At 66.4% G+C, this 26,421-nt stretch carries 26 protein-coding genes and 1 tRNA gene; 19 read left to right on the top strand and 8 right to left on the bottom strand.

Going from position 1 to position 26,421, the window contains the following annotated elements:
* Positions 1-8 precede the first annotated feature (8 nt).
* The 4 genes from NX773_RS18530 to NX773_RS18515 all read right to left on the bottom strand — a co-directional run bounded on the left by NX773_RS18530 (position 9) and on the right by NX773_RS18515 (position 4,332).
* Positions 9-1,130 (bottom strand): acyltransferase family protein, encoded by a 1,122-nt coding sequence (locus tag NX773_RS18530; RefSeq protein ID WP_258857776.1) that lies wholly within the window; start codon positions 1,128-1,130, stop codon positions 9-11.
* Between the two features lie 189 nt (positions 1,131-1,319).
* A complete protein-coding gene (locus NX773_RS18525) occupies positions 1,320-2,582 on the bottom strand; it encodes an MFS transporter (RefSeq protein WP_258857775.1) in 1,263 nt (420 codons plus the stop codon).
* Positions 2,583-2,624: 42 nt separating this feature from the next.
* Positions 2,625-3,506, bottom strand: coding sequence for an N-acetylmuramic acid 6-phosphate etherase (gene murQ / locus NX773_RS18520; RefSeq protein WP_258857774.1), 882 nt, complete (start codon positions 3,504-3,506; stop codon positions 2,625-2,627).
* 91 nt (positions 3,507-3,597) lie between these two features.
* Entirely contained in the window at positions 3,598-4,332 is a 735-nt protein-coding gene (locus NX773_RS18515; protein WP_258857773.1) for a GntR family transcriptional regulator, read from the bottom strand.
* A 239-nt stretch (positions 4,333-4,571) separates the two neighbouring features.
* Here NX773_RS18515 and NX773_RS18510 point away from each other — a divergent pair, with 239 nt between their 5' ends.
* A complete protein-coding gene (locus NX773_RS18510; protein ID WP_258857772.1) occupies positions 4,572-5,930 on the top strand; it encodes a serine hydrolase domain-containing protein in 1,359 nt (452 codons plus the stop codon).
* Positions 5,931-6,023: 93 nt separating this feature from the next.
* Positions 6,024-7,283, top strand: coding sequence for a D-amino acid dehydrogenase (locus NX773_RS18505; RefSeq protein ID WP_258857771.1), 1,260 nt, complete (start codon positions 6,024-6,026; stop codon positions 7,281-7,283).
* 94 nt (positions 7,284-7,377) lie between these two features.
* On the opposite strand, the gene NX773_RS18500 is transcribed toward NX773_RS18505, so the two are convergent.
* On the bottom strand, positions 7,378-7,707 hold the full coding sequence (locus NX773_RS18500) for a DUF2442 domain-containing protein (protein ID WP_258857770.1): 330 nt from the start codon (positions 7,705-7,707) through the stop codon (positions 7,378-7,380).
* Positions 7,694-7,942: a DUF4160 domain-containing protein gene (locus NX773_RS18495; RefSeq protein WP_258857769.1), complete on the bottom strand. Its 249-nt coding sequence runs from the start codon at positions 7,940-7,942 to the stop codon at positions 7,694-7,696. The genes NX773_RS18500 and NX773_RS18495 overlap by 14 nt, the downstream gene beginning before the upstream one ends.
* Before the next feature lie 236 nt (positions 7,943-8,178).
* On the opposite strand from NX773_RS18495, the gene NX773_RS18490 reads away from it, so the two are divergent.
* From NX773_RS18490 to NX773_RS18440, 11 genes are all read left to right on the top strand, one after another.
* Positions 8,179-8,631 (top strand): YchJ family protein, encoded by a 453-nt coding sequence (locus NX773_RS18490; protein WP_258857768.1) that lies wholly within the window; start codon positions 8,179-8,181, stop codon positions 8,629-8,631.
* Between the two features lie 9 nt (positions 8,632-8,640).
* A complete protein-coding gene (locus NX773_RS18485) occupies positions 8,641-10,248 on the top strand; it encodes a carboxyl transferase domain-containing protein (RefSeq protein WP_258857767.1) in 1,608 nt (535 codons plus the stop codon).
* Between the two features lie 12 nt (positions 10,249-10,260).
* Positions 10,261-11,046: an enoyl-CoA hydratase/isomerase family protein gene (locus NX773_RS18480; RefSeq protein ID WP_258857766.1), complete on the top strand. Its 786-nt coding sequence runs from the start codon at positions 10,261-10,263 to the stop codon at positions 11,044-11,046.
* An 18-nt stretch (positions 11,047-11,064) separates the two neighbouring features.
* Positions 11,065-12,402 carry an adenosylmethionine--8-amino-7-oxononanoate transaminase gene (gene bioA / locus NX773_RS18475; RefSeq protein WP_258857765.1) on the top strand — a complete coding sequence of 446 codons (1,338 nt, stop codon included), beginning with the start codon at positions 11,065-11,067 and terminating at the stop codon, positions 12,400-12,402.
* Between the two features lie 3 nt (positions 12,403-12,405).
* Positions 12,406-13,587, top strand: a complete 1,182-nt coding sequence (gene bioF / locus NX773_RS18470) for an 8-amino-7-oxononanoate synthase (RefSeq protein ID WP_258857764.1) — start codon at positions 12,406-12,408, stop codon at positions 13,585-13,587.
* 1 nt (position 13,588) lies between these two features.
* Positions 13,589-14,404 carry a dethiobiotin synthase gene (bioD, locus tag NX773_RS18465; RefSeq protein WP_258857763.1) on the top strand — a complete coding sequence of 272 codons (816 nt, stop codon included), beginning with the start codon at positions 13,589-13,591 and terminating at the stop codon, positions 14,402-14,404.
* A 16-nt stretch (positions 14,405-14,420) separates the two neighbouring features.
* A complete protein-coding gene (bioB, locus tag NX773_RS18460; protein WP_258857762.1) occupies positions 14,421-15,452 on the top strand; it encodes a biotin synthase BioB in 1,032 nt (343 codons plus the stop codon).
* Positions 15,453-15,515: 63 nt separating this feature from the next.
* A complete protein-coding gene (locus NX773_RS18455) occupies positions 15,516-17,558 on the top strand; it encodes an acetyl/propionyl/methylcrotonyl-CoA carboxylase subunit alpha (protein WP_258857761.1) in 2,043 nt (680 codons plus the stop codon).
* A gap of 11 nt (positions 17,559-17,569) precedes the next feature.
* Complete coding sequence (locus NX773_RS18450) at positions 17,570-18,499, top strand: 2-hydroxyacid dehydrogenase (RefSeq protein WP_258857760.1); 930 nt, start codon at positions 17,570-17,572, stop codon at positions 18,497-18,499.
* A 1-nt stretch (position 18,500) separates the two neighbouring features.
* Positions 18,501-19,421: a hydroxymethylglutaryl-CoA lyase gene (locus NX773_RS18445; RefSeq protein WP_258857759.1), complete on the top strand. Its 921-nt coding sequence runs from the start codon at positions 18,501-18,503 to the stop codon at positions 19,419-19,421.
* A 158-nt stretch (positions 19,422-19,579) separates the two neighbouring features.
* Positions 19,580-21,052 carry a glycosyltransferase family 39 protein gene (locus NX773_RS18440; RefSeq protein ID WP_258857758.1) on the top strand — a complete coding sequence of 491 codons (1,473 nt, stop codon included), beginning with the start codon at positions 19,580-19,582 and terminating at the stop codon, positions 21,050-21,052.
* A gap of 85 nt (positions 21,053-21,137) precedes the next feature.
* Here the strand turns inward: NX773_RS18440 and NX773_RS18435 are convergent.
* Positions 21,138-21,214: transfer RNA gene (locus NX773_RS18435), tRNA-Pro, on the bottom strand.
* 90 nt (positions 21,215-21,304) lie between these two features.
* A complete protein-coding gene (gene rsmI, locus NX773_RS18430) occupies positions 21,305-22,210 on the bottom strand; it encodes a 16S rRNA (cytidine(1402)-2'-O)-methyltransferase (protein ID WP_258857757.1) in 906 nt (301 codons plus the stop codon).
* Positions 22,211-22,222: 12 nt separating this feature from the next.
* Here rsmI and NX773_RS18425 point away from each other — a divergent pair, with 12 nt between their 5' ends.
* The 6 genes from NX773_RS18425 (at position 22,223) to NX773_RS18400 (ending at position 26,421) form a co-directional block, all read left to right on the top strand.
* Positions 22,223-23,428, top strand: coding sequence for a penicillin-binding protein activator (locus NX773_RS18425; RefSeq protein ID WP_258857756.1), 1,206 nt, complete (start codon positions 22,223-22,225; stop codon positions 23,426-23,428).
* A 3-nt stretch (positions 23,429-23,431) separates the two neighbouring features.
* Positions 23,432-23,791, top strand: coding sequence for a YraN family protein (locus tag NX773_RS18420; protein ID WP_258857755.1), 360 nt, complete (start codon positions 23,432-23,434; stop codon positions 23,789-23,791).
* A gap of 57 nt (positions 23,792-23,848) precedes the next feature.
* Positions 23,849-24,442 carry a phosphoheptose isomerase gene (locus NX773_RS18415; RefSeq protein WP_258857754.1) on the top strand — a complete coding sequence of 198 codons (594 nt, stop codon included), beginning with the start codon at positions 23,849-23,851 and terminating at the stop codon, positions 24,440-24,442.
* Entirely contained in the window at positions 24,439-25,071 is a 633-nt protein-coding gene (locus NX773_RS18410) for a BON domain-containing protein (RefSeq protein ID WP_258857753.1), read from the top strand. Before NX773_RS18415 ends, NX773_RS18410 begins: the two co-directional genes overlap by 4 nt.
* 78 nt (positions 25,072-25,149) lie before the next feature.
* A complete protein-coding gene (locus NX773_RS18405) occupies positions 25,150-25,671 on the top strand; it encodes a peroxiredoxin family protein (RefSeq protein ID WP_258857752.1) in 522 nt (173 codons plus the stop codon).
* A 117-nt stretch (positions 25,672-25,788) separates the two neighbouring features.
* Positions 25,789-26,421, top strand: coding sequence for a hypothetical protein (locus NX773_RS18400; protein ID WP_258857751.1), 633 nt, complete (start codon positions 25,789-25,791; stop codon positions 26,419-26,421).

The raw sequence follows: 26,421 nt of genomic DNA, 5'->3' as shown, positions 1-26,421 counted from the left end.
CCCTTTTCTCAAACTTTGACGAACCACTTCTTGCGCCACATGAACCATGCCAGGCTGAACATGAACAGGTTGAACAGCAGCGCGTACAACAACGACGTATTGACCGGCCCGATCGGCAACTCGCGGATCGGCGCATACAAGAGCTTGCCGAGCGAGACCTTGCCGCCACCGGGCTGGTCGAATTTGATGAAGCCGAACATCTTGGCCAGGAACCCGGACAGGGCGAACACGAACAGCGCGTTCATGCCATAGATGACGAAGGGCCTGGCCCAGCGGCCGGCGGCCTCGCGCACGGCCGGGTAGGGATTCACGTCCAGCAGCCAATAGAAACTCGCAAACACCACCAGCGCCCAGCCCGTCATCAGCAGGCAGTAGGATGGTGTCCACAGGCTCTTGTTGATCGGCATGAGTATGGTATCGAAAATTGCACCAAGCCACAGGAACAGCAGGCCGGCGAGCAGCATCCAGACGGTCTGCTCGGTGCGCGGCACCTTGGCCAGCAGCCACTGGCCGGCCAGCACGCCGAACAGCTGGCTGCACAGGGCGGGCAAGGTGCTGACCACGCCTTCGGGATCCCAGGTCTTCGACTGCACCCACATGTGATTGCCCAGCAACATGCGGTCGATCCAGGCGCCGAAGTCCTGGCCCGGCTCGAGCACGCCGGCGCCGATGCCGGGGACCGGTACGGCGAGCATCAGCACGCTGTACAGCGCCAGCAGGGCGGTAATGATGAGTAACTGGGCGCGCCAGCGGCAGTACACGACGATCGGTGCGGCCAGCAGCGTGCACAGGGCGATGCGCTGCAGCACGCCAGGGATGCGCACCTTGTCGATGTTGAAGTACGGCAGGAAGTTGAGGATGAAGCCGATCAGGAAGATCAGCATGGCGCGCCGGGCCAGCTTGGCGAGCAGGCGCGGCTTGTCGGCCCCGGCGGCGGCCAGGCGGCCGAGCGACAGCGCCATCGACACGCCGGTGATGAACAGGAAGAACGGGAAGATGCAGTCGGTGAAGGTCCAGCCGTTCCACTTGGCGTGTTCGAGCTGGGAGTACAGGTTACCCCAGTCGCCCGGATTGTTCACCAGCACCATGCCGGCGATGGTGAAGCCCCGAAATGCATCAAGTGAAGTCAAGCGGCCATTGGTGTCGCCCATCCTGCACAGTCCCCGTTGTTCTTATTTAGTTAGCCCCTGCCCGTCGTTCCCGCGGAGGCGGGAACCCATAGACCACTTGCGCTACTGCACGTTTACACGCCGCAGGCGACGCACACTCAGCATGGGTCCCCGCCTTCGCGGGGACGACGGTTCTGCTGTTAGTGGTTGTTATTTCTTGCCAAACTCCGGATCGATCTTCACCAGCGACGCCATGATGAACGCCGGAATCGTGGACAAGCACGCCCAGATGAAGAAATTGCGATACCCGAGGAAAGCCTGGATGTCCCCGCTCACGTAGCCCGGCGCCATCATGCCCAGCGCCATCAGGCCGGTGCACAGCGCGTAGTGCGCGGTCTTGTGCTCGCCTTCGGAGACCATGATCATGTACAGCATCATCGCGGTGAAACCGAACCCGTAGCCAAACTGCTCGACCGCCAGGCACGCCGAGATCAGCGCAAAATTCTGCGGCTGGACGCTCGACAGGAACACGAACACCAGGTCCGGCAGGTGCACGCCGAACACCATCAGCCACAGGCAGCGCTTCAGGCCCCAGCGCGAGATCAGCCAGCCGCCGAACAAGCCGCCGATGGTCAGCGCGACCAGGCCGACGGTGCCGTAGGCGCCGCCAAACTGCTCGTTGGACAGGCCCAGGCCGCCGGCCGACACCGGGTCTTTCAGGAACGGCGCGACCAGCTTGAGGATCTGCGCCTCGCCCAGGCGGAAGGTGAGGATGAAGCCGAGGATCAGCCAGATGTCGCGCTTCTTGAAGAACGAGACAAAGGTGTCGATGAAGCCCTGGATCGGGTTGCCGGACCGGACCGCGTGGTCCTCGGCCGGCCGCGGCAGGATGAACTGGTGCCATGCCACCAGCACGCCGAACAGCACCGCCAGGATCAGGAACGCGGTAGACCACGCCATGCGCACGTCGCCCACCGAACGGGTCAACACGCCCACCAGCACCACCAGCGGCCCCTGCACCACCAGGTTGGCAATGCGATAAAAGGTGCTGCGCACGCCCACGAAGGCGGCCTGATCTTTTTGCCGCAGGCCCAGCATGTAGTAACCGTCCGCCGCGATGTCATGCGTGGCCGAGCTGATCGCCATGACCCACAGCGCGGCCAGCGACAGGATGATGAAGTTGGGCGCGTGCAGGGCGCCGGCCAGCGCGCCCAGCGCCAGCGCCACCACCAGCTGCAGCAGCACCGTCCAGCGGCGCTTGGTGCCGAACATATCGACCACGGGCGACCACAGCGGCTTGATCACCCACGGCAGGTACAGCATGCTGGTGTAGTGCGTGATCTCGGGATTGGACAGGCCCAGGTCCTTGTACATGACGCCCGCGAGGGTCATCACGACGGCGTACGGAACGGCCTGATTGAAATAGACGGAAGGCACCCACAGCCACGGGTTCCGGGCTTGCTTTTCTTGCATAACTCTTTCTTGGCCGGGCAGGACCGGGGCGCCGTTCACGTCTTATGCAGCCAGTGCCTGGCGCACGCTGCCGTGCGCCGCGTCCAGCAAGGCCCGAGCTTGCTCGACGGTGGTGTTCTTGGACAGGGCCACGATCGCGACCTTGACGTGGAAACCGCACTGTTCCAGTACCTCGCGCGCAGCGGCCTCGTCGGCGCCGGTCGCAAAGCAGGTCAGGCGGATCGCGCGGCGCACGAGCTTGGCGTTGGTAGCCTTCAAGTCTACCATCAGGTTGCCATAAACCTTGTTCAGCCGCACCATCAGCGCGCTGGAAAAGGTGTTCAGCGCGATCTTTTGCGAGGTTCCGGCCTTCAGTCGGGTGCTGCCGGAGATCACTTCCGGGCCGGTGTCGAGCGTGACGCCGATCTCGGCCTCGTTCGCCACCGGGGCGTCCGGGTTGTTGGCAAAACCGATCGTCAGCGCGCCGGCTTCGCGCGCGGCGCGCAGCGCGCCCAGCACGTAGGGCGTGCCGCCCGATGCGGCGATCAACAGCACCACGTCGTCCTTGCCAACGTTGACCGATTTCAGGTCGGCCGCGCCCTGCACGATGTCGTCCTCGGCGCCTTCGACCGCGACGAACATCGCGTCGGTGCCGCCGGCCAGCAGCGCCACCGCGCGGCCGTGCGGCCACGAGAAGGTCGGGTACAGTTCCACGCTGTCGAGCACGCCCAGGCGGCCCGAGGTGCCGGCGCCGACATAGATCAGGCGGCCACCGGCTTCCACCCGCGGCAGCGCGGCGGTGACGGCGGCGGCGATGCGCGGCGCGGCCGCGCGTACGGCGTTGACGGCGTTGAGCTGGTCGTCCACCAGCACGTTGACCAGGTCCGCGGTCGGATATTGGTCGAGCAGGGCGTGGTCGTGAGCCGGGGTTTCGGTTTTGAGCATGGTGTTACGAAGGCACGAGGGGATGAAACCAGTGTAATACCAATTGACAACGTGTTCCCATGAAAGGATCGGCCGTCATCATTCCGAAAAGTTATGCTGGCGGACGCCGCATCTCGGCCACGAAGTCGTAGTGGTCGCTGCGGCAGTACGAATGGGTCAGTTCCACCGCCTGCCCCGACTCCAGGTAGCCCACGCGGGTGATGAACAGCACCGCCTGCCCCTCCGGCACTTCCAGCTGGCCGGCCAGCTTGGCCGGCGCGTTGAGCGCGCGGATGTGCTGCAGCGCGCGCACCGGCATGTGGCCGGTTTTGTCCAGGTGTGCATACAGCGAGCCGCTCACGCCCTCGGGACGCGGCAGCACGGTGGCCGGGATCACGCTCACTTCGTAGGCCATCGGCAGCTCATCCGCCAGGCGCAGGCGTTCCAGCCGCGCGACACGGGTGTTGGGCGACAGGCCGAGCGCAAGCTGCTCGTCGGGGTCGGCCAGCACCACCTCGCGCCGCAGCCATTGCGAACTGGGCTGGTAGCCGCGCTGCTGCAGCTGCTCGGAGAAACTGGACAAGTTCGACAGCGGCTGCTCGATGCGCGGCGCGATGTAGTTGCCCGAGCCGCGCCGGCGCACCACCAGGCCCTGCTCGACCAGCTGGTCGATCGCCTTGCGCGCGGTCACGCGCGAGACGTCGAGCTGCTCCGACAAGGTGCGCTCGGAAGGCAGCGCCTGGTCGACCTGGTACAGGCCGTCGCGCACGTCCTTGATCAGCTTGCGCGCGACCTGCATGTACAGCGGTGAATTGTCGTTCAGATCGATCTGGAATCCTGTGCTCATTGCTGCCCCGCGATTGCCCCGCTGCACCAAGTTTACTGTCCCGACAAGCGCGCACTTCACGCAGGCGGCATGAAAAAAACTTGGTCATGCATGAGGCGATGTTATATCAAACCATTCGTTTGCATTCAGAAAGGTTATGCTGCGCGAACGGCTATTCATTGGCAAGCCCGGCAACACCGCCGTATGCTCGGCGCAGCACGAGCCGTTGCGGCCACACAAAAAACTACCGGAGAAGACACATGGACCATCGCAAGCGCACCCTGCTCGGCCTGGCACTGCTGGGCACCATCAGTCCCGTGATGGCATTGGGCAAGGGCGGCAAGGCCGCGCCCGCCAAGCGCGACGACGCGCTCGACGCCGAACTGGCGGCGATCGCTCACGACAGCGCCTGCGAGCTGGCGAGCCTGTCGGTGCTGGCGATCCGCGGCGGCAAGGTAGTGTACGAGCAGCAGTTTGGCCAGCGCTTCTACGGCAACGGCGCGGCGCCGGACAAGCCGGTGCAACGCGACACGCTGTTCCGGATCGCGTCGATCTCCAAGATGATGACCACGCTGGGCCTGATGCGCCTGACGGAGGAAGGCAAGGTCGATCTGGACCGCGACGTGTCCGACTACCTGGGCTTCACACTGCGCAATCCCAACTTCCCGGACCGCCCGATCACGCTGCGCCACCTGCTGTCGCACCGCTCGTCGCTGCGCGACGACGTCGGCTATTCGTGGGGCGCGGACACGGCGCTCAAGGACGTGCTGGTGCCGGGCGCCCGTCTTTACGGCAAGGGCGGCATGTGGGCCAGCAATGCGGGCCCAGGCGACTATTTCACTTACTGCAACCTTGGCTGGGGCATTACCGGCACCATCATGGAACGCGTGACCGGCGAGCGTTTCGACCGGCTGATGCAGCGCCTGCTGATCCAGCCGCTGGGCCTGTCCGCCGGCTACAACCCGGCCGAGCTGCCGAACGGCGCCGTGGCCAGGCTGGCCACCCTGTACCGCAAGCGCGCCACCGACGACAACGCGCAATGGAACCCGGCCGGCCCGTGGGTGCCGCAAGTGGACGACTACTCCACGCGCGCGCCGAGCCAGCCCGCCGGCATCGACAATTACGTGATCGGCGCCAACGCAACGCCATTCAGCCCCACCGGCGGCATGCGCATTTCGGCGCACGACATGGGCACCGTCATGCTGATGCTGATGAATGGCGGCGTGCACAACGGCACACGGATATTGAAACAGTCGAGCCTGGACCAGATGTTCGCGCGCCAGTGGACCTACGACGGCAAGGGCGGCAACGGCGACTCGCTGGACGGCCTGTTCAACGCCTGGGGCCTGGGCAACGAGCAGTTCCCGGACGATCCCGCCACCAACACCCGGCTGGTGGAAGGCGGCGGCTTTGCAGCGGTCGGCCACCTGGGCGACGCCTACGGCCTCATGTCGGTGTTCGTGGCCGACCTGAAGAACAAGAACGGCATGGTCGCGCTGGTCGGCGGCACCTCGACCGATCCGCTGGCGTACAAGGGCAAATACTCGTCGCTGGCGCGTTTCCAGGAACAGATTTTGACCAGCATGTACCGCCGCGCGATCCTCGTGCCGAAGAAATAATGTTGGCTGATTAAGAAGCATGAGGGGCGGTTATGCCCGCCCGCGCTACATTCATTAGCCGGGACGGGTTGGCAGCCCCTAAGCTGTTGAGTTATGACGAAGAATAACAGTGGTCAAGTAATCGTAATTGGCGGTGGTGTTGTCGGCCTGGCCTCGGCCTGGTGGCTGCTGCAAGCCGGCTTTGGAGTCACCTTGCTGGAACGCGCGCCGGACATGGCGACGGGCGCCAGCTACGCCAACGGCGGGCAGCTGAGCTACCGTTATGTCTCGCCGCTGGCCGACGAAGGCGTGCCGCTCAAGGCATTCAAATGGCTGTTCCAGGAAACCGGGCCGCTGCGCTTCAAGCCCGAACTCGACCTGCGTCAGTGGCGCTGGCTGGCGAGCTTCCTCGCCAACTGCCGCGCCGACGTCAACCAGCGCACCACCAACAAACTGCTGCAACTGGGCGAACTGTCCAAGCGCGCGATGGAGCAGCTCGAGCTGACCATCCCGCACGAGGCGTTCCAGTGGCGCGAGTCGGGCAAGCTGGTCGTGTACCGCAGCCAGAAATCGTTCGCGGCGGCCACCGCCAAGCCCGATTCGTCGCCCACCCGCCAGGTATGGAGCGCGGCCGAATGCGCGGCCAACGAGCCCGCCCTTGCGGCCGTGGCCGACAAGCTGGCTGGAGGTATTTACAACAGCGGCGAAGCCGTGGCCGACTGCCACGCGTTCTGCGAGGCGCTGGCGCAGCGCTTGACCGAACATCCGAATTTCCGCGGCTTCGTGCATGGCGAAGCGACCGGCTTCGTCGTCGAAAATGGCAAGGTAAGCTGGCTGGACACGACCGCCGGCAAGCTGTCGGCCGACGCGTTTGTGCTGGCCGCCGGCATCCAGAGCCGCACGCTGGCGGCCACCGCCGGCATTTCGCTGCCGATGTATCCGCTCAAGGGCTACAGCCTGACCGCGCCGATCCGCCAGGACGACGTGGCGCCGGAAATCAGCGTGACCGACTTCGAACGCAAGGTGCTGTACGCGCGCATCGGCGACAAGCTGCGCGTGGCCGCCATGGTGGACATGGTGGGCGAGGATGCCACGCTCAACCCGAAGCGGATCGCCAGCCTGACGCGGCAAGTGAAGGAAACGATGCCGCGCGCGGCGGACTATACGAAGATCGAGGCCTGGGCCGGGCTGCGCCCCGCCACGCCGAACAGCGCGCCGATCCTGGGCCCGACCCGCTACAGCAACCTGTGGCTGAACGTGGGCCACGGCCCGCTGGGCTTCACCTTCGCCTGCGGCAGCGCCGCGCTGCTGGCCGACCTCATGCAGGGCAAGGCGCCGCCGTTCGGGCTGGACGGGCTGACATTGGCCCGCTAAACAACTTCAATCTCTCCGGCACAGGTTCTGGCGAAGAGGCCGGCGAAGCCGTCAAGTCACATGCGAAAGGCCAGCTCTCGTGTGCGATCGCAGCTCAGCGCTGGCCTTTTCTTTCGGCCATCCACAATTCTGTTCCCAAGAATCCCTCGAGTAACCGAGGAAGATAGACGTCGGCATCCAGCTTTGGAAAATAGATACCAAAGCCTGAAGGGCTGATTTCCGCTTCACTCAACTCTTCGAGTGTCGCATCCTGAAATCCCTGCAGGTCTCTTGGCGCGATAATGATCCCTATTCCCGTCGTCAGCTCGATAATTATCCGGCCGAGGTGCTGATCGTATCGGACGGCAATGGCCGCCGGATAGTGGGACTTTTTCCACGCGGCTCGCTTGTTGGCCTGCTCAATCACGTCCTCAGAAATGCGCATGAATTTCCCTCCATTTTTCGCAGAGCACTCCCATGTGCTTTGCCAGTTCCTCGGCAATATCCCCGAGATCCTTCGAGGAAAAACCATAGTTTTCGCGAAGCTCAGGAGGCCCCTCAGGACAATTCAACTTGAAGACAGCTTCGCAGCCATTGCCGATCACATGCACGTGGGTCGGCTTATGGTCGTTGGGATAGATGACGACCCGCAGACCGAAAAAACGAAGAACTGTAGGCATTCTAGCAGTTACCTAAGCAGAAACGACGGAGTTAGTTGTTATAAATCAGAAAGTTAGGCGATGATCACATCGAAAACACCAACGCCCGCTTGGCTGTTTTCAATTATGCAACAGGTTTGTGTAAAGGTCTATTTCTCAGAACGATGATGAACGATTGCCCACGACGCTCGACCTGATCGCAGCGGCTGGGTGTACTGGCCGGACGGGGACAAGGAAAATCGCGGATAATTGCCGCCATGTCCACCAAAGCCAAGCCGGCCGCCCCCTGCCCCTGCGGCGGCCCCGCGCTCGCCGCCTGCTGCGGGCCCTTCCTTGCGGGCGACGCCGTCCCGCCCACCGCCGAAGCCCTGATGCGTTCGCGCTACACGGCCTACGTGCTGAAAAATGAGGCATACCTGCAGGCCACCTGGCACCCCAGCACCCGCCCGCAGGAGCCTGTTCTCGATGAAAACGAAAAAATCCAGTGGCTGGGACTTGAGGTAAAATCTGCTTTACGTTTACGTCAACGTAAAGCAGATTTGCCGGAACAACCAGACAGCGATACCGTCGAATTCGTCGCCCGCTTCAAGATCGGCGGCCGCGCCCATCGTCTGCACGAAGTCAGCCGCTTCGTGCGCGAGAGCGGCGCCGACGGCGTGCCCCGCTGGTTCTATCTGGACGGCAGTTTCCCGAACGAGAACAACAAGTAGAGGACGGCAATGCCCCATATCGAGAGCAAACTCAATCCGCGCAGCGACGACTTCAAGGCCAACGCGGCCGCCATGCAGGCGATCGTGGACGACCTGCGCGCCAAAGTCGCGCAAGTGGCCAAAGGCGGCGGCGAGGCGGCCTGCGCCAAACATGTCGCGCGCGGCAAGCTGTTGCCGCGCGACCGCGTGCAAATGCTGCTCGATCCTGGCACGCCGTTCCTCGAATTCTCGCAACTGGCCGCGTTCGAGATGTACGACAATGCCGCACCCGCCGCCGGCATCATCACCGGCATTGGCCGAGTGGCCGGGCAGGAGTGCGTGATCGTGTGTAACGACGCCACCGTCAAGGGCGGCACCTACTACCCGATGACGGTCAAAAAACACCTGCGCGCGCAGGAGATCGCGGAGCAGAACAACCTGCCCTGCATCTACCTGGTCGATTCGGGTGGCGCCAACCTGCCCAACCAGGACGACGTGTTCCCCGACCGCGACCACTTCGGCCGCATCTTCTACAATCAGGCCAACCTGTCGGCCAGGGGCATCCCGCAGATCGCGGTGGTGATGGGTTCGTGCACTGCCGGCGGCGCCTACGTGCCGGCCATGAGCGACGAGTCGATCATCGTCAAGGAGCAGGGCACGATCTTCCTGGGCGGCCCGCCGCTGGTGAAAGCCGCCACCGGCGAAGTGGTGAGCGCGGAGGACCTGGGCGGCGGCGACGTGCACACGCGCTTGTCGGGCGTGGCCGACCACCTGGCGCAGGACGACCTGCACGCGCTGTCGCTGGCGCGCACCATCGTGTCAAACCTGAACCGCGTGAAGAGCGTGCAGGGCGCGGTGCGCGAGTCGATCGAACCGAAATACGCGCCGCAAGAACTGTACGGCGTCATCCCCGTCGATACCCGCAAGCCCTTCGACGTACGCGAGGTGATCGCGCGCGTGGTGGACGGCAGCGAATTCGACGAGTTCAAGGCGCGCTATGGCACCACGCTGGTGTGCGGCTTTGCCCACATCTTCGGCCACAAGGTCGGCATCATCGCCAACAACGGCATCCTGTTCTCGGAGTCCGCGCTCAAGGGCACCCACTTCATCGAGCTGTGCTGCCAGCGCAAGATCCCTCTGGTCTTCTTGCAGAACATCACCGGCTTCATGGTCGGCCGCAAGTACGAAAACGAGGGCATCGCCCGCAACGGCGCCAAGATGGTGACGGCGGTGGCCACCGCCTCGGTGCCCAAGTTCACGGTCATCATCGGCGGCTCTTTCGGCGCCGGCAACTACGGCATGTGCGGCCGCGCGTTTTCGCCGCGCTTCTTGTGGATGTGGCCGAACGCGCGCATCTCGGTCATGGGCGGCGACCAGGCGGCGTCGGTGCTGGCCACCGTCAAGCGCGACGGTATCGAGGCCAGGGGCGGCAGCTGGACGCAGGAAGAAGAGGCCGCGTTCAAGCAGCCGATCAAGGAGCAGTACGAGCACCAGGGCCACCCGTACTACGCCACCGCGCGGCTGTGGGACGACGGCGTGATCGACCCGGCCGATACGCGCATGGTGCTCGGCCTTGGCATCTCGGCCGCGCTGAACGCGGAAATCGAGGACACCAAATTCGGTGTCTTCCGCATGTAAGGGGACGCTGCCATGGACTACCAGACCCTGCTTGTTTCCGTCACCGACAAGGTGGCCACCGTCACCCTGAACCGCCCGGACGTGCGAAACGCCTTCAACGAGACCTCGATCGCGGAACTGACGCTCGCCTTCGACGAACTGGGCCACGACGATGCCGTGCGCGCGATCGTGCTGGCCGCGAACGGCCCGGCCTTCTGCGCCGGGGCCGACCTGAACTGGATGAAGCAGATGGCCGGCTACTCGGACGCCGAGAACCAGGCCGACGCGATGCGCCTTGCCAGCATGCTGCGCACGATCTACTACTGCCCCAAGCCCGTTGTCGCCCGCGTGCAGGGCGACTGCTACGCAGGCGGCATGGGCCTGGTGGCGGCCTGCGACGTCGTGGTGGCGGCTGAGGGCGTCAACTTCTGCCTGTCCGAAGTGAAGCTCGGCCTGATCCCGGCCACGATCTCGCCCTACGTGATCAAGGCAATGGGCGAGCAGGTCGCACGCCGCTACTTCCTCACCGCCGAGCGCTTTGGCGCGCTCGACGCAAAGCGCATGGGCATGGCGCACGAGGTGGTGGTGCCGGAAGAACTGGACGCCACCATCGCCGCCATCGCCAAGGCGCTCGTCACCAACAGCCCCAACGCCGTGCGCGAAGCCAAGCGGCTCGTGCGCGAAGTGTCCGGCATGCCGATCGACGATGCCATGCTGGCCGACACGGCCGAGCGCATCGCCGCGATCCGTGCCTCTGGCGAGGGACGCGAAGGCGTCGCCTCGTTCCTTGAAAAACGCAAGCCCTCGTGGCTTACATGAAGCGTATTGGATTCGATTTTGAAGCAAGATTCATCAAGCTGGATCGCGCGGAGCCTGGCAAGCGTCTGGCACCCCTGCACCCAGATGCAGCACCACGAAGAGGTGCCGCTGATCGCGGTCAGCCACGGCAAGGGCGCCTGGCTGTACGACCATGAGGGCCGCCGCTACCTCGACGGCATCAGCTCGTGGTGGGTCAACCTGTTCGGCCACGCCAACCCGCGCATCAACGCGGCCCTGAAGGACCAGCTCGACAAGCTGGAGCACGCCATGCTCGCCGGCTTCACGCACGAGCCGGTGGTCGAGCTGTCCGAACAACTGTCGGCACTGACCGGGCACGCGCTCGGCCACGCCTTCTATGCATCCGACGGCGCATCGGCGGTCGAGATCGCGCTCAAGATGAGCTTTCACTACTGGCGCAACGCCGGCTATCCCAACAAGGGCGAGTTCGTGTGCCTGCAGGGCAGCTACCACGGCGAGACCGTGGGCGCGCTTGCGGTGACCGACGTCCCGCTGTTCAAGGAGGCCTACGGCCCCATGGTGCGGGCGGCGCACGTGGTGGCCTCGCCCGACATGCGCAACGCGATGGAGGGCGAATCGTCGCAGGACATCGCGCGCCGCGCCGCCGAGGACGTGGAGCGCCTGTTCGAAGAGCGCGGTGACAAGATCGCCGCGATGATCGTCGAGCCGCTGGTGCAGGGCGCGTCCGGCATGGCGATGTACGACCGCGTGTACCTCGAGATGATCCGCGAGCTGTGCAACCGCCACCACGTGCACCTGATCGCTGACGAGATCGCGGTCGGCTGCGGGCGCACCGGCACCTTCTTCGCCTGCGAGCAGGCCGGCATCTGGCCCGACTTCATGTGCCTGTCCAAGGGCATCAGCGGCGGCTACCTGCCGCTGTCGCTGGTGCTGACCACCGACCGCGTGTACGAAGCCTTCTACAGCGACGACATCCGGCGCGGCTTTCTGCATTCGCATTCGTACACCGGCAACCCGCTGGCCTGCCGCGCGGCGCTGGCCACGCTGCAGATCTTCCGCGAGGACGACGTATTACGGCGCAACCGCGAGCGCGCCACCAAGCTGGTGGCGGCGCTGGCCCCGCTGGCCGAACACGAGCGCACGCGCCACTTCCGCCAGCGCGGCATGATCTTCGCGTTCGACGCCATCGAGCCGGACCCGCAGCGGGCCTCGACCTTTGCGCGCCGCTTCTTCACGGTGGCGGCCGAAAACGAACTGCTGCTGCGCCCGATCGGGCGCACCGTGTACCTGATGCCGCCGTATGTGCTGGACGACGAGGAGATCGCGCTCCTTGGCGAACGCACCGCGCGCGTGTTCGACGCAGTGATCGCAGGCTGACCGATGGACCTGATCGCAAGCGTTGAAGAAAAGCTGGCGCAGCTTTCCGCGCAAAGCCTGACGCGCCGCCGCCGCGTGGCCGACACGCGCTGCGCGCCGCTGCAGGTGGTGGACGGGCGGCCCATGCTGGCATTTTGCAGTAACGACTACCTTGGCCTGGCCGCGCACCCGCGCGTGGTGGAGGCCCTGCGCGAAGGCGCGCAACTGTACGGCGTGGGCAGCGGCGCCTCGCACCTGATCAGCGGCCACAGCCGCGCGCACTGCCTGCTCGAGGAGCGCCTGGCGCACATGCTCTCGCCGTGGCTCAAGTCGCCACAGGCACTGTACTTCTCGACCGGCTACATGGCCAACGTGGCGGTGCTGACCACGCTGGGCATGGACAGCGGCGCGATGATCTTCTCGGAAGAGCTGAACCACGCCTCGCTGATCGACGGCGCGCGGCTGGCCCGGGCCGGCGTGTCGGTGTTCCCGCACGGGGACGTGGCCGCGCTGACCAGCCAGCTCGAGGCCAGCACGGCGGCTACCAAAATCGTCGTCACCGACAGCGTGTTCAGCATGGACGGCGACATGGCGCCGCTGCCGCAACTGCTGGCCGTGTGCGAGCGCCACGGCGCCTGGCTGGTGGTGGACGACGCCCACGGCTTTGGCGTGCTGGGCGAGAACGGCAGCGGGGCGCTCGAGCACTTCGCCCTGTCCTCGCCCAACCTGGTGTATGTGGGCACGCTGAGCAAGGCGGCCGGCGTGTCAGGCGCCTTCGTCGCCGCCCACCACAGCGTGGTCGAGCTGATGGTGCAGCGCGCCCGGCCCTACATCTACAGCACCGCCGCGCCGCCGGCGCTGGCGCACGCGCTGCTGACCAGTCTTGATATCATTGCCGGCGACGAGGGCAAGGCGCTGCGCGCGCACCTGGCCTCGCTGATCGCGCAGCTCGATACCGAACTGCGACTGGCGCGCTGGCGGCGCCCGGTGTCGCACACCGCGATCCAACCGGTCATCATCGGCAGCAATGACGAAGCGCTGCAGGCGGCGAGCGACCTGCATGCCCGCGGCATCTGGGTGCCGGGGATCCGACCGCCGACGGTGGCGCCCGGCACCGCACGCCTGCGCGTAACGCTGTCGGCTGCGCACACGCACGAAGAAGTCGCGCAGCTGACCGCCGCGCTGAACGACCTGGAAAGGACGTGACATGAGCTTCAACGACCCGCAAGAACCCGTCACCGCGCCCGTCACCGTGGTGCCGGCGACCACCGCGCCGCAGCAGGAACCCATTCCCGAGGCGCTGGCCGCCGAGGGCGTTCCCTCGCGCTTTGCCTGCTTTGTCACCGGCACCGATACCGAGATCGGCAAGACGCTGGTTTCAAGCGCCATGTTGCACAAGCTGGTGCAGGCCGGCCAGCGCGCCTGCGGCATGAAGCCGATCGCGGCCGGCGCCGTGATGCGCGAGGGCGTTCTCCACAACGAGGACGCCGACCTGCTCGCGGCCGCCGGCAACGTGCACCTGCCGCAGCACATCACCACGCCGTTCATGCTGCGCGAGCCGGCCGCCCCGCACGTGGCCGCCGCGCTCGAGGGCAAGACGATCGATCCGGTGACGATCCTCACCGCGTACGCCGAGATCCTGGCCGCGTCCGACGCCACCGTGGTCGAGGGCGTGGGCGGCTTTCGCGTGCCGCTCACCGACAGCTTCGACACCGCCGACCTGGCGGTGCAGTTCAACCTGCCGGTGATCCTGGTGGTCGGCCTGCGCCTGGGCTGCATCAGCCATGCGCTGCTCACCGCCGAAGCCATCATCAAGCGCGGCCTGGTGCTGGCCGGCTGGGTTGCCAACGAGGTAGACCCGGCCATGAGCTTCATTGACGAGAATATCGAGGCGATGGCGCAGCGCATCCCGGCCCCGCTGCTGGGCCGCGTGCCGCGCCTGCTTCACCCGTCGGCCGCAGCCGCTGCCGAATTCATCAACCTGTCGGGCGTGCCGGGCTGGCCGCCTGCCGGGTCCAGGTAAGACCAAAGGAATCAAGATGTCCCAAACCCAAGCCGTATCCCTGCACCGCCCGGTCACCATCAAGCAGCCGGAAAACGCGCCCTGGCCAGTGCCCGAGGTGCTCGCGCTGTTCGAGCTGCCGCTGCCTGAACTGATGTACCGCGCGCAGACGGTCCACCGCGCCAACTTCCCCGAGGGCGACGTGGAACTGGCCACGCTCCTGTCGATCAAGACCGGCGGCTGCGAGGAAGACTGCGGCTACTGCCCGCAGGCCGCGCGCTATGACACCGGGGTGGAAGCGAAGAAGATCCTGGAACTGGACACCGTGCTCGACGCGGCGCGCCAGGCCAAGGCCAACGGCGCCACCCGCTTTTGCATGGGCGCCGCGTGGCGCAGCCCGAAAGAGCGCGACATGGAAAAGGTCGAGGCGATGGTGCGCGAAGTGAAGGCGCTGGGCCTGGAAACCTGCGCCACGCTCGGCATGCTGGAAGAGGGCCAGGCCGAACAGCTCAAGAAAGCGGGCCTGGACTATTACAACCACAACATCGACACTTCGCCCGACTTCTACGGCGACATCATCTCGACCCGCCAGTACCAGGACCGTTTGGATACGCTGGGCCGCGTGCGCCAGGCCGGGCTGAAGATCTGCTGCGGCGGCATCGTGGGCATGGGCGAAACGCGCGAGCAGCGCGCCGGCCTGATCTCGCAGCTGGCCAACCTGAACCCGTACCCGGAGTCGGTGCCGATCAACCACCTCGTGCAGGTGGAAGGCACGCCGCTGCACGGCCTGCCGCCGCTGGACCCGCTGGAATTCGTGCGCACCATTGCGGTGGCGCGCATCACCATGCCGCAAGCGCGGGTGCGCCTGTCCGCCGGCCGCCGCGAGCTGGGCGAGGCGGTACAGGCCATGTGCTTCATGGCCGGCGCCAACTCGATCTTCTACGGCGACAAGCTGCTCACCACCGACAACCCGGAAGCGAACGACGACCGCGCGTTGCTGGCCAAGCTGGGCCTGCCCACGCGCGCGGCCACGCTCGACTCGGTGCAGAAGGAGAGCTGCGGCTGCTGATCCCGTTCGGTGGGCGGATTTCCGGCCACCGTACCAAACCTAACAATAAATAACGAGACCACCATGTTCACAAAAATCCTCATCGCCAACCGTGGCGAAATCGCCTGCCGTGTCGCCGCCACCGCGCGCCGCATGGGCATTCGCACCGTCGCCGTCTACTCGGAAGCCGACGCAGGCGCCAAGCACGTTGCTGTTTGCGATGAGGCGGTGTTGATCGGACCGGCCGCGGCCAAGGAAAGCTACCTGTGCGGCGACAAGATCATCGCCGCGGCCAAGACCACCGGTGCGCAGGCGATCCACCCGGGCTACGGCTTCCTTTCCGAGAACGCCGAGTTTGCGGACGCAGTTGCTGCGGCAGGCCTGGCCTTCATCGGCCCGCCGGCCAGGTCGATGCGCGCGATGGGCTCCAAGTCCGCCGCCAAGCAGCTGATGGAAGGCGCCAACGTGCCGCTGGTGCCGGGCTACCACGGCGACGAGCAGGACGCCGCCTTCCTGCAGCGCCAGGCCGACCGCATCGGCTACCCGGTGCTGCTCAAGGCCAGCGCCGGCGGCGGCGGCAAGGGCATGCGCGTGGTCGAGCGTTCCGAGGATTTCGCCGCCGCGCTGGCCTCGTGCAAGCGTGAGGCGATCAGCTCCTTCGGCGACGACAAGGTGCTGGTCGAAAAATACCTGACCCGCCCGCGCCACATCGAAATCCAGGTGTTCGCGGACACGCACGGCAACTGCGTCTACCTGCACGAGCGCGACTGCTCGGTGCAGCGCCGCCACCAGAAGGTGCTGGAGGAAGCGCCGGCCCCGGGCATGACGCTCGAGCGCCGCATGGCGATGGGCGAAGCGGCCGTTGCGGCAGCGCGCGCCGTCGGCTACGTGGGCGCGGGCACGGTGGAGTTCATCGCCAACCAGGACGGCAGCTTCTACTTCATGGAGATGAACACCCGCCTGCAGGTGGAGCATCCGGTGACCGAAATGATCACCGGGACCGACCTGGTGGAATGGCAGATCCGCGTGGCCGCCGGCCAGCCGCTGCCGAAACAACAGGCCGAGCTGGCCATCAACGGCCATGCGATCGAGGCGCGCGTGTATGCCGAGAATCCGGAGAAGGGCTTCCTGCCGTCGATCGGCACGCTGCGCCACATGGGCACCCCGGCCGCCGTCGAGTTCGAGCTGGGCGGCACGCCCGGCCTGCCAGCCGCCGTGCGCATCGACTCGGGCGTGCGCGAAGGCGACGCGATCTCGCCGTTCTACGATCCGATGATCGCCAAGCTGATCGTCTGGGGCGCCGACCGTACGCAGGCACTGGCGCGCATGTCGCAGGCGCTGTCCGAATTCCAGATCGTGGGGCTGGCGACCAACATCGCCTTCCTCAAGCGCCTGATCGAAAGCGACGCGTTCGCGAGCGCGGATCTCGACACCGGCCTGATCGAGCGTAATGGCGAGGCGCTGTTCCCGCAGGCAAAGGCTGCCCCGGCCGCAGCGCTGGCGCTGGCCGCCCTGTCGCTGGTGGAATCGGAAAAGGACAAGTCCGCGAGCGTGGCCGCCAACCCGGCCGACCCGTGGGGCCAGGCGCTGGGCTGGCGCATGAACGGCGCGTACCAGCGCCAGCTCTCGTTCACCGACGATTACGCGGCCGGGACCGAGGCGAAGGCGTACAACGTGAAGCTGACCTACCGCGCGCACGGCTGGGACATCGAGATGGCGGGTGTATCGTCCAGGCTCGAACTGGTGGCGCGCAACGGCGCCGAGCTGTCGATCCGCCTTGGCGACACCGCCTGCCACGGCAGCGTGCGGCGCGACGGCGAAGTGTTCCACGTCTTCACCGGCGGACGCCACTACACGCTGGGCTACAACGACCCGATGGCCCACGCGGGCGAACATGAAACCGGCGGCGGCCGCCTGACCGCGCCGATGCCGGGCAAGGTGGTCGCGGTGATGACCGAGGCCGGCGCCGAAGTGAAGAAAGGCCAGCCGCTCGTGATCATGGAAGCGATGAAAATGGAGCATACGATTTCCGCGCCGTCCGATGGCGTGGTCGAAGAAGTGCTCTACCAGGTCGGCGACCAGGTCGCGGACGGCGCGCCGCTGCTGGCCTTCAAGGCTGCGGCCTGAAGGAACCGGGGATGCGCATCCTGCTGTTCCGCGCCGACGGCGTGATCCAGCCGTGGGTGGACGAGTTCGCGGCCGTCATGCCGCAGGTCGAAACGGTCGTCTGGCGCGAAGGCGAGCCGCATGCGCCCTGCGATTACGCGGTGCTGTGGGCGCCCACGCCTGCGCTGCTGGAACAGCTGGCGCACGTGAAGGCGGTCTTCCTGATGGGCGCCGGGGTGGACGCGCTGCTGCGCTTTGGCGGCGCGCTGCCCGACGTGCCGATCATTCGCCTCGGCGACGCCGGCATGGGCATGCAGATGGCCGAGTACGTGGCGCACGCGGTGCTGCGGTATTTTCGCCGCTTCGACGAATACGAACAGCTCGCACGCCGCAACGAGTGGAAGCCACTGCCGGCCTTCGACAAGCGCGAATTTGCGGTCGGCGTCATGGGCATGGGCAAGCTTGCGCTGCCCGTGATCGACACGCTGCGCCATTTCGGCTTTCCCGTGCGGGCCTGGAGCCGCAGCCACAAGCAGCTGGACGGCGTGGCCTGCTTTGCGGGCGCACAGCAGCTCGACGACTTCCTGCGCGGCGCGCGCGTGCTGGTGTGCATGCTGCCGCTCACGGCCGACACGGCGCGCCTGCTGGACCGGCAGCGGCTGTCGCTGCTGGCGCAAGGGGCCTGTCTCATCAACGTATCGCGCGGCGCCATCGTGGACGAGCACGACCTGCTTGCGCTGGTCCGGTCCGGCCACGTCGCCGGCGCCACGCTCGACGTGTTCGCGGGCGAGCCGCTGCCAGCCGGGCATCCGTTCTGGCAGGAGCCGCGCATCAGCATCACGCCGCACATTTCGGCGCTCACGCTGCGGCCCGAAGCGGTGCGCCAGATCGCAGCAAAAATCGAAGCCCTCGAACAGGGCCAACCTGTCGACGACGTGGTCGACCGCAACCGGGGATATTGAGATGAACAGCCAACCGAACCTGCCGCGCAAGGTCAAGATCGTTGAGGTGGGGCCGCGCGACGGCCTGCAGAACGAGAAGGAAAACGTGCCGGCGCCGGTGAAGATCGAACTGGTGGACCGCCTGTCGCGCGCCGGCTTTGCCAACATCGAGGCGGCGTCCTTCGTTTCGCCCAAGTGGGTGCCGCAGATGGCCACCAGCAGCGAGGTCATGGCCGGCATTGCGCGCCGCCCGGGCACCCTCTACTCGGCGCTCACGCCCAACATGCAGGGATTCGAGGCGGCGCTGGCGGCCGGCGCGGGCGAAGTGGTGATCTTCGGCGCGGCATCGGAAGCGTTCTCGCAGCGGAACATCAACTGCTCGATCGCCGAATCGATCGCGCGCTTCGAGCCGGTGGCCAAGGCCGCCAAGGCCAACGGGCTGCGCCTGCGCGCCAGCATCAGCACCGCGTTCGGCTGCCCATACCAGGGCGAGGTGCCGCTCGACGCGGTGGCCGACGTGGTGGCGCGCATGCGCGATCTGGGTTGCGACGAGATCGACATTGCCGACACGATCGGCGTATCCACCCCGCGCAAGACCCAGGCGGTGATGCTGCGCGCGGCGCAGAAATTCCCGCTGGAGCGCTTGTCGGGCCACTTCCACGATACCTACGGCCAGGCGCTGGCCAACATCTATGCCAGCATGGAAGTGGGTGTGGCGATCTTCCACTCGTCGGTGGCGGGCCTGGGCGGCTGCCCTTACGCCAAGGGCGCCACCGGCAACGTGGCCAGCGAGGACGTGCTGTACATGATGCACGGGCTGGGGATCGAAACCGGCGTGGACCTGGACCAGGTGGTCGATGCCGGGCAGTTCATCTCGCAACACCTGGGGCGCAAGGCGGTGAGCCGGGCGGGCAACGCGATTGCGGCCAAGCGGGCCGGCTAACCCGATCTACCTGAACATCAAACATCGTCGTCCCGGCGAACGCCGGGACGACGGTCTTTAAGCTAACGTGATCCCGCGTGCCGCTCATTTGATCCGCATTCAATAGCCCCACACCTCCCCTCGCTAGGCTAGCGTCTCGGCAGCCTGGTGAGGGAACCATGACCGCGATCGCTGAACGCATTACCGGCAGCAAGGAACAGACCCGGCAGACGTTCGTGGTCGTTCTCGGCGTCTATTTCCTCCTTCAAATCCTGATTCGCCTGCTGCAAGGCGGCGCGGTGGAGATGGACGAGGCCGAGCAGATTTTCTACGCCCAACATTTCCAGCTCGGCTACGAAAACCAGCCGCCGCTCTACACCTGGCTGCAGGCACTGGTGTTCCACGCCGTGGGGGTCAGCCACCTGGGCCTGGCCATTGCCAAGAACATCTTCATGTTCGTGCTGTATTACAGCCTGTACCGCACGGCGCGCATGCTGCTGGGCACGCTCGGCGCGGCGGTGGTGTCCTCGTCGCTGATCATGATCGTCACGCTCGGCTGGGAGGCGCAGATCGACCGCACCCATTCCATCCTCGCCACCGCCGTGGGCGGTGCCTCGCTGTGGACCTACTACACGTTGCTCGAGCACCCGAGCAAGCGGCGGCGCGCCCTGCTGGGCGTGCTGTTCGGGCTCGGGATGCTGTCGAAGTACAACTTCCTGTTGTTCGTGATCGGCCTGGCCGGCGCCAGCCTGCTGGTGCGCGAGCACCGCCGCATCGTGTGGACCCGCGACGTGTGGATCACCCCGGCCGTCGGCCTGCTGCTCGTACTGCCGCACGCGTGGTGGTTTTTCCAGCAAATCCACGTCGCCACCGCCGAAACGCTGCGCAAGATGCACGAGGGCGGGGCGCCCACCACCTACGGCAAGAACGTGTTGCTCGGGCTGCGCCACTTCTTCATGAGCCTGCTGTCGTTCGGCACGCCGCTGTGGGTGCCGCTCGCCTTCGCGTGGCGCGGGCGGCGGCCCGGCACGCCACGCTGGGAAGCGACCGACGTGCGCTTTTTCTTCTGGCTGTATGCGGCCGGCCTTGGCACGGTGGCGGCGCTCGTGCTCACCGGTGAACTGATCCATATACAAAGCCGGTGGCTGCAACCCCTGCTGTTTTCGGTGCCGCTCGGCTTCTTCGTATTCTTCCCTCCGGCGAGCGACCGGGTGTACCGCAGGATGCTCGTGACGCTGGGGCTGTTCGCCGTGGTGCTGGTCAGCGCGCTCGCGTTCCGGCCACAGCTGCAGGCAGGGCTTGGCCGGCACCCGCGCATCCAGCAGCCCTATGACCAGCTGGCGCGCGAGATTGCGCACCGCTTTCCGGACGTGGACGTGTTCGCCGTGCAGGATCGTTTCGTGGGCGGGAATATCCGGTTGCAGTTCCCCGGCAAGCCGGTGGTGCTGCTGGCAGATGCTTGCGCGCAGCAGGGCCGTATCCTGCTGCTGTCCGGAGACGGCTTTGACGACCGGCCCCGTGTGCCGCTGCCGGCCTGCCCAAACTTCACGGTGGCCGGGAGCGGACAGCTCGCCGAACAGTCGGTGTTGCACCCGCGCGAAACAACGGTGTTCGACTACGCCTGGGTGCTGGCTGCGCCGCCATCCCGGTAGGGCCACATTGTGCGCACCCTACCGGACGCGCCCGCATCAGAAAGCAAAAAAGCCGACGCGCAAGACGTCGGCTTTCCTGTAAAACTGGTCGGAGTACAAGGATTCGAACCTTGGACCCTCTGGTCCCAAACCAGATGCGCTACCGGGCTGCGCTACACTCCGAGGAGGGGCATCATAACGGCTGGGGTCCTGCCGGTCAAGGAGCGCGCGCAACCGCGAGTGGTCAAAACACCAACCACAGGCCCGCCGGGCTTACTCGCCCTTCATGCGCAAGGCCCGCTCGTACAGCGCGTTTTTCTTCAGGCCGGTGATTTGCGCCGCCAGGCTGGCCGCCTGCTTGACGCTGCATTCGGACAGCAGGATCTGCAGGATGCGCTCGGCGTCGGCCTCGGCGGCGTCGGACGCTTGCGGCGCGCCTTCGACCAGCACCACGAACTCGCCGCGCTCGCGGTTGGCGTCCGACTTGATCCACGCCATCGCCTCGCCCAGCGGGCAGCGGTGGATTTCCTCGAACAGCTTGGTCAGCTCGCGCGCGAACACCACCTGCCGGCTTGGCTCGAACGCGGCGGCCAGCGCCTGCACGCATTCGTCGATGCGGTGCGGCGCCTCGTAGAACACCAGCGTGGCCGGCACCCGCGCCAGCTCCGCCAGTTCCGCCTCGCGCTGTTTTGCCTTGGCCGGCAAGAAGCCGACGAAGTAGAACCGGTCGTTCACCAGCCCCGCGGCCGACAGCGCCGTCACCGCCGCGGACGGGCCGGGCAGGGGTACGACGCGCAATCCGGCGGTGCGCACCGCGTCCACGATGCGCGCGCCCGGGTCGGACACGGCCGGCGTGCCGGCGTCCGACACCAGCGCCACGCGCTCCCCGGCGACCAGGCGCGCGATGAGTTTTTCGGCCACCTCGCGCTCGTTGTGCTGGTGCGCCGCCAGCATTTGCTTGTTCATGCCGAACCGCGCAAGGAGCGCGCCGGTCTTGCGTGTATCCTCGCACGCGACCACGTCGGCCAGCGCCAGCAGGTGCAGCGCGCGCAGCGTGATGTCGGTCACATTGCCGATCGGTGTGGCCACCACGTACAGCGTCGCAGTAGGATAGGACTGCTGGGCTGCCTCGTGGATCACGGGAAGTTGGGCGATCTGGCTGGGCTGGGATTCACTCATGTCGGGGTTGCGATGCAAATTACTCGTCTCGAAGGCCTGCTGGCCGCGCTCGCGCTGGCGCTGCTGGCCGGCTGCGCGGCGCCATGCGGCGCGCCGGGCCGATTGTGCGCGCCCGCGGAGCCAAACACAAGCATGTTGGCAAAACTGCCAGTCCAGCCGCCGGCGAGCGCGTTCGCGCGCCCCAGCGCCGCCCAGCAAGAAGCGCCCGCACCGCCCGCGCCTGTGGCCGGCCCGCTGCGCATCGCCCTGCTGGTGCCCTTGCAGTCGCAAACCCTGGCGCTGCCGGCCACGGCCGTGCGCGACGGTTTCCTGGCAGCCTGGCAGCACGACCGCGCCGGGGTCGAGGTGGACGTGGTCGGCACCGGCGACGACGTGGCGCAGGTGCTCGACGCCTACCGCCTGGCCGCCGCCAGCCACGACCTCGTGGCCGGTCCGCTGGCGCGACCTGCGGTGAACGCGCTGGCCGCAAGCGGCACGCTCGCGCGCCCCACCATCGCCCTGAACCACCCGGACCCCGGCGTGACGCTGCCGCCCAACATGCTGGTGATCGGCCTGTCGACCGAGGACGAGGCCCGCCAGGTGGCTGACTGGGCCGCGCGCGAGCACCCGGCAGGACGAGCCCTGGTGCTGGCCGGCGACCAGGCCTGGCAGCAGCGCATGGCGCAGGGCTTCGAGCAGCGCTGGAGCGAGCTGGGCAGGAACAGCCACCTGGCTGAACTGCCCGCCACCGACGGCAAGGTGGACCGCGACGCGATCGACCTGGTGCGCACGCAGATGGAAATCGACCCGCCGGAACTGATCTTTGCCGCACTCGACGCCGGCCAGCTGCGCCAGGTGCGCGCCGTGCTCGGCACCGCCGTCGCCTGCTATGCCGCCTCGCCCGCCAACCCGGGGCGCGACACGGGCGAGCCGATGGCCGAGCTGAACGGCGTGCGCCTGCTCGACCTGCCGTGGGAGGTCGAGCCAGCGCACCAGGCGGTGATGGTCTATCCGCGCTGGCTGGAGTCCGGCCACACGCTCGACATGGACCGGCTGTACGCGCTGGGCATCGATGCCTACCGGGTCGCGCTGGCGCTCGCGCGCGCGCCCAACGCGCCGGTCGAGCTCGACGGCGTGACCGGCAAGCTGGCCGCCAGCCTGTCCGGCAACCCGGCGTTCCGGCGCGCTGAAGCGGCCGTGGTGGTCCGCGACGGCAAGTTCGAAGCCGCGGGGCCCTGAAGGATGCGCCTGCCGGGCTTGTCAAAGAAACAGGAGCAGGGCCAGCGCTGGGAACAGGTGGCGCAGGCGCACCTGGAACGCCACGGCCTGCGACTGGTCCAGGCCAACTTCCGCTGCAAGGCCGGCGAGATCGACCTGGTGATGCGCGACGGCGCCACCCTGGTGTTCGTCGAGGTGCGCCAGCGCGCCGCCCGTGCCCACGGCGGCGCCGCGGCCAGCATCACCCCAACCAAAGTGCGCCGCCTGGTGCGCGCCGCCGAGCTCTACCTGTTGCGCTTTCCGCGCACGCCGCCCTGCCGTTTCGACGTGGTCGCGATCGACGCCGGCCAGCTCGACTGGATACGCAATGCCATTGAAGTGTAAGCAATTTTTACCGGCATTGCCTGCCTTCACCTTTCCACTGCACTATAATCTCTGGCCATGAATACCCAACGCATCCTTGCACATTTCCAGGAAAGCGCCGACCTCAAACTGAAGTCGGCCGCAGCCCTGTCACAACCGATTTCGCAGGCGGTCGAACTGATGTTCACGGCCCTGTCCAACGGCAACAAGATCCTCGCTTGCGGCAACGGCGGCTCGGCGGCCGACTGCCAGCACTTTGCGGCCGAGCTGGTCGGCCGTTTCGAGCGCGAGCGCTTCCCGCTGCCGGCACTGGCTTTGACCACCGACACATCGATCCTGACGGCGGTCGGCAATGATTACAGCTACAAGGATGTGTTCGCCAAACAGGTGCAGGCGTTCGGCCAGGCCGGCGATATCCTCTTGGCTATTTCCACTTCGGGCAATTCGGCCAACGTGCTGGCCGCGGTGGAAAGTGCGCTCGAGCGCGAAATGCGCGTCGTCGCGCTGACCGGCAAGGACGGCGGCCAGCTGGCCAAGATGCTGACCGATGCCGACGTGCACATCAACGTGCCGCACAGCCGCACGGCGCGCATCCAGGAAGTCCACCTGGTCACGATCCACTGCATTTGCGACGGCATCGATGTCGCCCTTTTTGGAGGAGATGAGGAATGAATACCCGACTGTCGAACGTGCTCTCGAAAGCCGTGCTGTGCGCCGCGCTGGCGGCCTCGCTGTCCGGCTGCGTCGAAATGATGGTCGGCAGCGCCGTGATGGGCGCGGTGGCCACCGCCGACCGCCGCACGCTGGGCGCGCAAACCGAGGACAAGGCGATTGCCGTCAAGGGCGAAGTGCGCGTGGCCAAGATCGTGGGCGACGCCGGCCATGTCAACGTGACCAGCTACAACCGCAAGGTGCTGCTCACCGGCGAGGTGAAGGACGAGGCGATGAAGGCCGCCGCCGAGCGCGAAGTGCGCGCCATCGACAACGTCGTCTCCGTGACCAACGAACTGGAAGTGGCCGGCGCGTCGAGCTACACCTCGCGCTCCAACGACACGCTGATCACCACCAAGGTCAAGGCCAGCCTGGTCGACAAGAAAACCGTCTCGGCCGTGTCGTTCAAGGTCGTCACCGAACGCGGCAACGTGTACCTGATGGGCATCGTCACCCAGCGCGAAGGCAACATCGCGGCCGAGGTGGCGCAGGGTGTGTCGGGCGTGCAACGCGTGGTCAAGATCTTCGAATACATCAGCGAGGAAGACCTGAAGGCAATGCAGGCGCAGAACGGCCAGGCTGCCTCGTAAATCTGCAACCGCATCAATGCCGCCAACGGGCAACGAGGCTATAATCGGCACGTTGCCCGATTTTTTTGCACCCACATCATGAACGCTCCGGCCACCAAACGCTCCTGGATTCCCTACGCCGCCATCGGCGCGGCCGTGCTCGTCATCGGCGGCATCGGCTACCAGACCCTCACGCGCGAGGTCAAGGCGCCGGACGTCACCTTCATCAGCATCGACGGCCAGAAGATCAGCAGCCAGGATCTGCGCGGCAAGGTGGTCATGGTGAACTTCTGGGCCACCTCGTGCGCCACCTGCATCAAGGAGATGCCGGGCATGATCGACACCTACAACAAGTTCAAGGGCCAGGGCCTGCAATTTGTTGCGGTGGCAATGAGCTACGACCGCCCCGACTACGTGCTCAACTATGCCCAGACGCGCAAGCTGCCGTTCAAGGTCGCGCTCGATTCCGGCGGCGACCTGGCCAAGCAGTTCGGCGACGTGGCCATGACCCCGACCACCTTCGTGATTGGCAAGCACGGCGAAATCCTCAAGCGCTACGTGGGCGAGCCGGAATTCAATGGCCTGCACCAGCTGCTGCAGAAGGCGCTCGCCTCCAGCTGATCTTCGCGTTCACGCCACAGCACGCCTGAGCTAACTCAAACCGGCTCCGGTTCGTTCGTCCAATCTTGACGCATCCCTTGACTGCCCGGGCACGCGCGTGCTCGCGGAGGAGGCGTGATGCGCAAGCTTTCCAGCAGTTTTGTTCCGGCGGCCGTACTCGCAGCCCTGGCCGCCTGTTCCGCCGAGCGCCCGGTGCCGGGCGAGGCGGTCGTCATCCATTACCAGCACGTGGCCAACGCGCACGAGGTACGCTTCCGCGCCCCGCCCGCGCCGCCGGCCCGCGCCGCCGGCTTCGTGGTGCCGCGCTACCGCCAGGGCTTCTGGGCCATTTTTGTGCTGTGCAGCCTGGACGCGCGCGGACGCAGCCTGCCCAGCTTCGTGTATGACGTCAACAATTTCCGCGTCGATTACGGCGGCGACAGCTGGGGACCGCTATTCCCCTACAGCCTGCGCTACGAGGATTCCGCCTGGCTCAACGGCGCCCAGGACACCCCGGTGCTGGCCGGCGCGATCGCCGGCGAACTGCAGCAGGGGCCGAGCCTGCAGGTGTTCCAGCCAGGCTTTTACCCGACACTGAACTACCGCATCGCGCTGTTCGTGCCGCGCGGGCTGGACGACTACGGGGGCGACCAGCTCGGCCTGCGCTACCTCGGGCAACGCACCGTTTTGCTGGGTAACGGCTACCCGCCCTACGACATCCCGGCGGTGGGCGGCAACGCGGCGGGCGTGGCCTCGCGCTGCCTGCCGTGA

The sequence above is a fragment of the Massilia solisilvae genome (genome assembly GCF_024753215.1).
In the GTDB taxonomy this organism is placed as follows: domain Bacteria; phylum Pseudomonadota; class Gammaproteobacteria; order Burkholderiales; family Burkholderiaceae_D; genus Telluria; species Telluria solisilvae.
Note: the sequence above shows the minus strand (reverse complement) of the source record. Positions and strands in the feature narration are given on the sequence as shown.

Coding starts and splice junctions, on each gene's coding strand:
- bioB (WP_258857762.1), top strand. CDS start 14,421: ATGTCCCAAACCCAAGCCGTATCCCTGCACCGCCCGGTCACCATCAAG.
- NX773_RS18525 (WP_258857775.1), bottom strand. CDS start 2,582: ATGCAAGAAAAGCAAGCCCGGAACCCGTGGCTGTGGGTGCCTTCCGTC.
- NX773_RS18500 (WP_258857770.1), bottom strand. CDS start 7,707: ATGCGCATTTCTGAGGACGTGATTGAGCAGGCCAACAAGCGAGCCGCG.
- NX773_RS18410 (WP_258857753.1), top strand. CDS start 24,439: ATGAATACCCGACTGTCGAACGTGCTCTCGAAAGCCGTGCTGTGCGCC.
- NX773_RS18400 (WP_258857751.1), top strand. CDS start 25,789: ATGCGCAAGCTTTCCAGCAGTTTTGTTCCGGCGGCCGTACTCGCAGCC.
- murQ (WP_258857774.1), bottom strand. CDS start 3,506: ATGCTCAAAACCGAAACCCCGGCTCACGACCACGCCCTGCTCGACCAA.
- NX773_RS18415 (WP_258857754.1), top strand. CDS start 23,849: ATGAATACCCAACGCATCCTTGCACATTTCCAGGAAAGCGCCGACCTC.
- NX773_RS18450 (WP_258857760.1), top strand. CDS start 17,570: ATGCGCATCCTGCTGTTCCGCGCCGACGGCGTGATCCAGCCGTGGGTG.
- NX773_RS18405 (WP_258857752.1), top strand. CDS start 25,150: ATGAACGCTCCGGCCACCAAACGCTCCTGGATTCCCTACGCCGCCATC.
- NX773_RS18505 (WP_258857771.1), top strand. CDS start 6,024: ATGACGAAGAATAACAGTGGTCAAGTAATCGTAATTGGCGGTGGTGTT.
- NX773_RS18440 (WP_258857758.1), top strand. CDS start 19,580: ATGACCGCGATCGCTGAACGCATTACCGGCAGCAAGGAACAGACCCGG.
- NX773_RS18510 (WP_258857772.1), top strand. CDS start 4,572: ATGGACCATCGCAAGCGCACCCTGCTCGGCCTGGCACTGCTGGGCACC.
- NX773_RS18445 (WP_258857759.1), top strand. CDS start 18,501: ATGAACAGCCAACCGAACCTGCCGCGCAAGGTCAAGATCGTTGAGGTG.
- NX773_RS18495 (WP_258857769.1), bottom strand. CDS start 7,942: ATGCCTACAGTTCTTCGTTTTTTCGGTCTGCGGGTCGTCATCTATCCC.
- bioD (WP_258857763.1), top strand. CDS start 13,589: ATGAGCTTCAACGACCCGCAAGAACCCGTCACCGCGCCCGTCACCGTG.
- NX773_RS18515 (WP_258857773.1), bottom strand. CDS start 4,332: ATGAGCACAGGATTCCAGATCGATCTGAACGACAATTCACCGCTGTAC.
- rsmI (WP_258857757.1), bottom strand. CDS start 22,210: ATGAGTGAATCCCAGCCCAGCCAGATCGCCCAACTTCCCGTGATCCAC.
- NX773_RS18425 (WP_258857756.1), top strand. CDS start 22,223: ATGCAAATTACTCGTCTCGAAGGCCTGCTGGCCGCGCTCGCGCTGGCG.
- NX773_RS18480 (WP_258857766.1), top strand. CDS start 10,261: ATGGACTACCAGACCCTGCTTGTTTCCGTCACCGACAAGGTGGCCACC.
- NX773_RS18420 (WP_258857755.1), top strand. CDS start 23,432: ATGCGCCTGCCGGGCTTGTCAAAGAAACAGGAGCAGGGCCAGCGCTGG.
- bioF (WP_258857764.1), top strand. CDS start 12,406: ATGGACCTGATCGCAAGCGTTGAAGAAAAGCTGGCGCAGCTTTCCGCG.
- NX773_RS18455 (WP_258857761.1), top strand. CDS start 15,516: ATGTTCACAAAAATCCTCATCGCCAACCGTGGCGAAATCGCCTGCCGT.
- NX773_RS18485 (WP_258857767.1), top strand. CDS start 8,641: ATGCCCCATATCGAGAGCAAACTCAATCCGCGCAGCGACGACTTCAAG.
- NX773_RS18490 (WP_258857768.1), top strand. CDS start 8,179: ATGTCCACCAAAGCCAAGCCGGCCGCCCCCTGCCCCTGCGGCGGCCCC.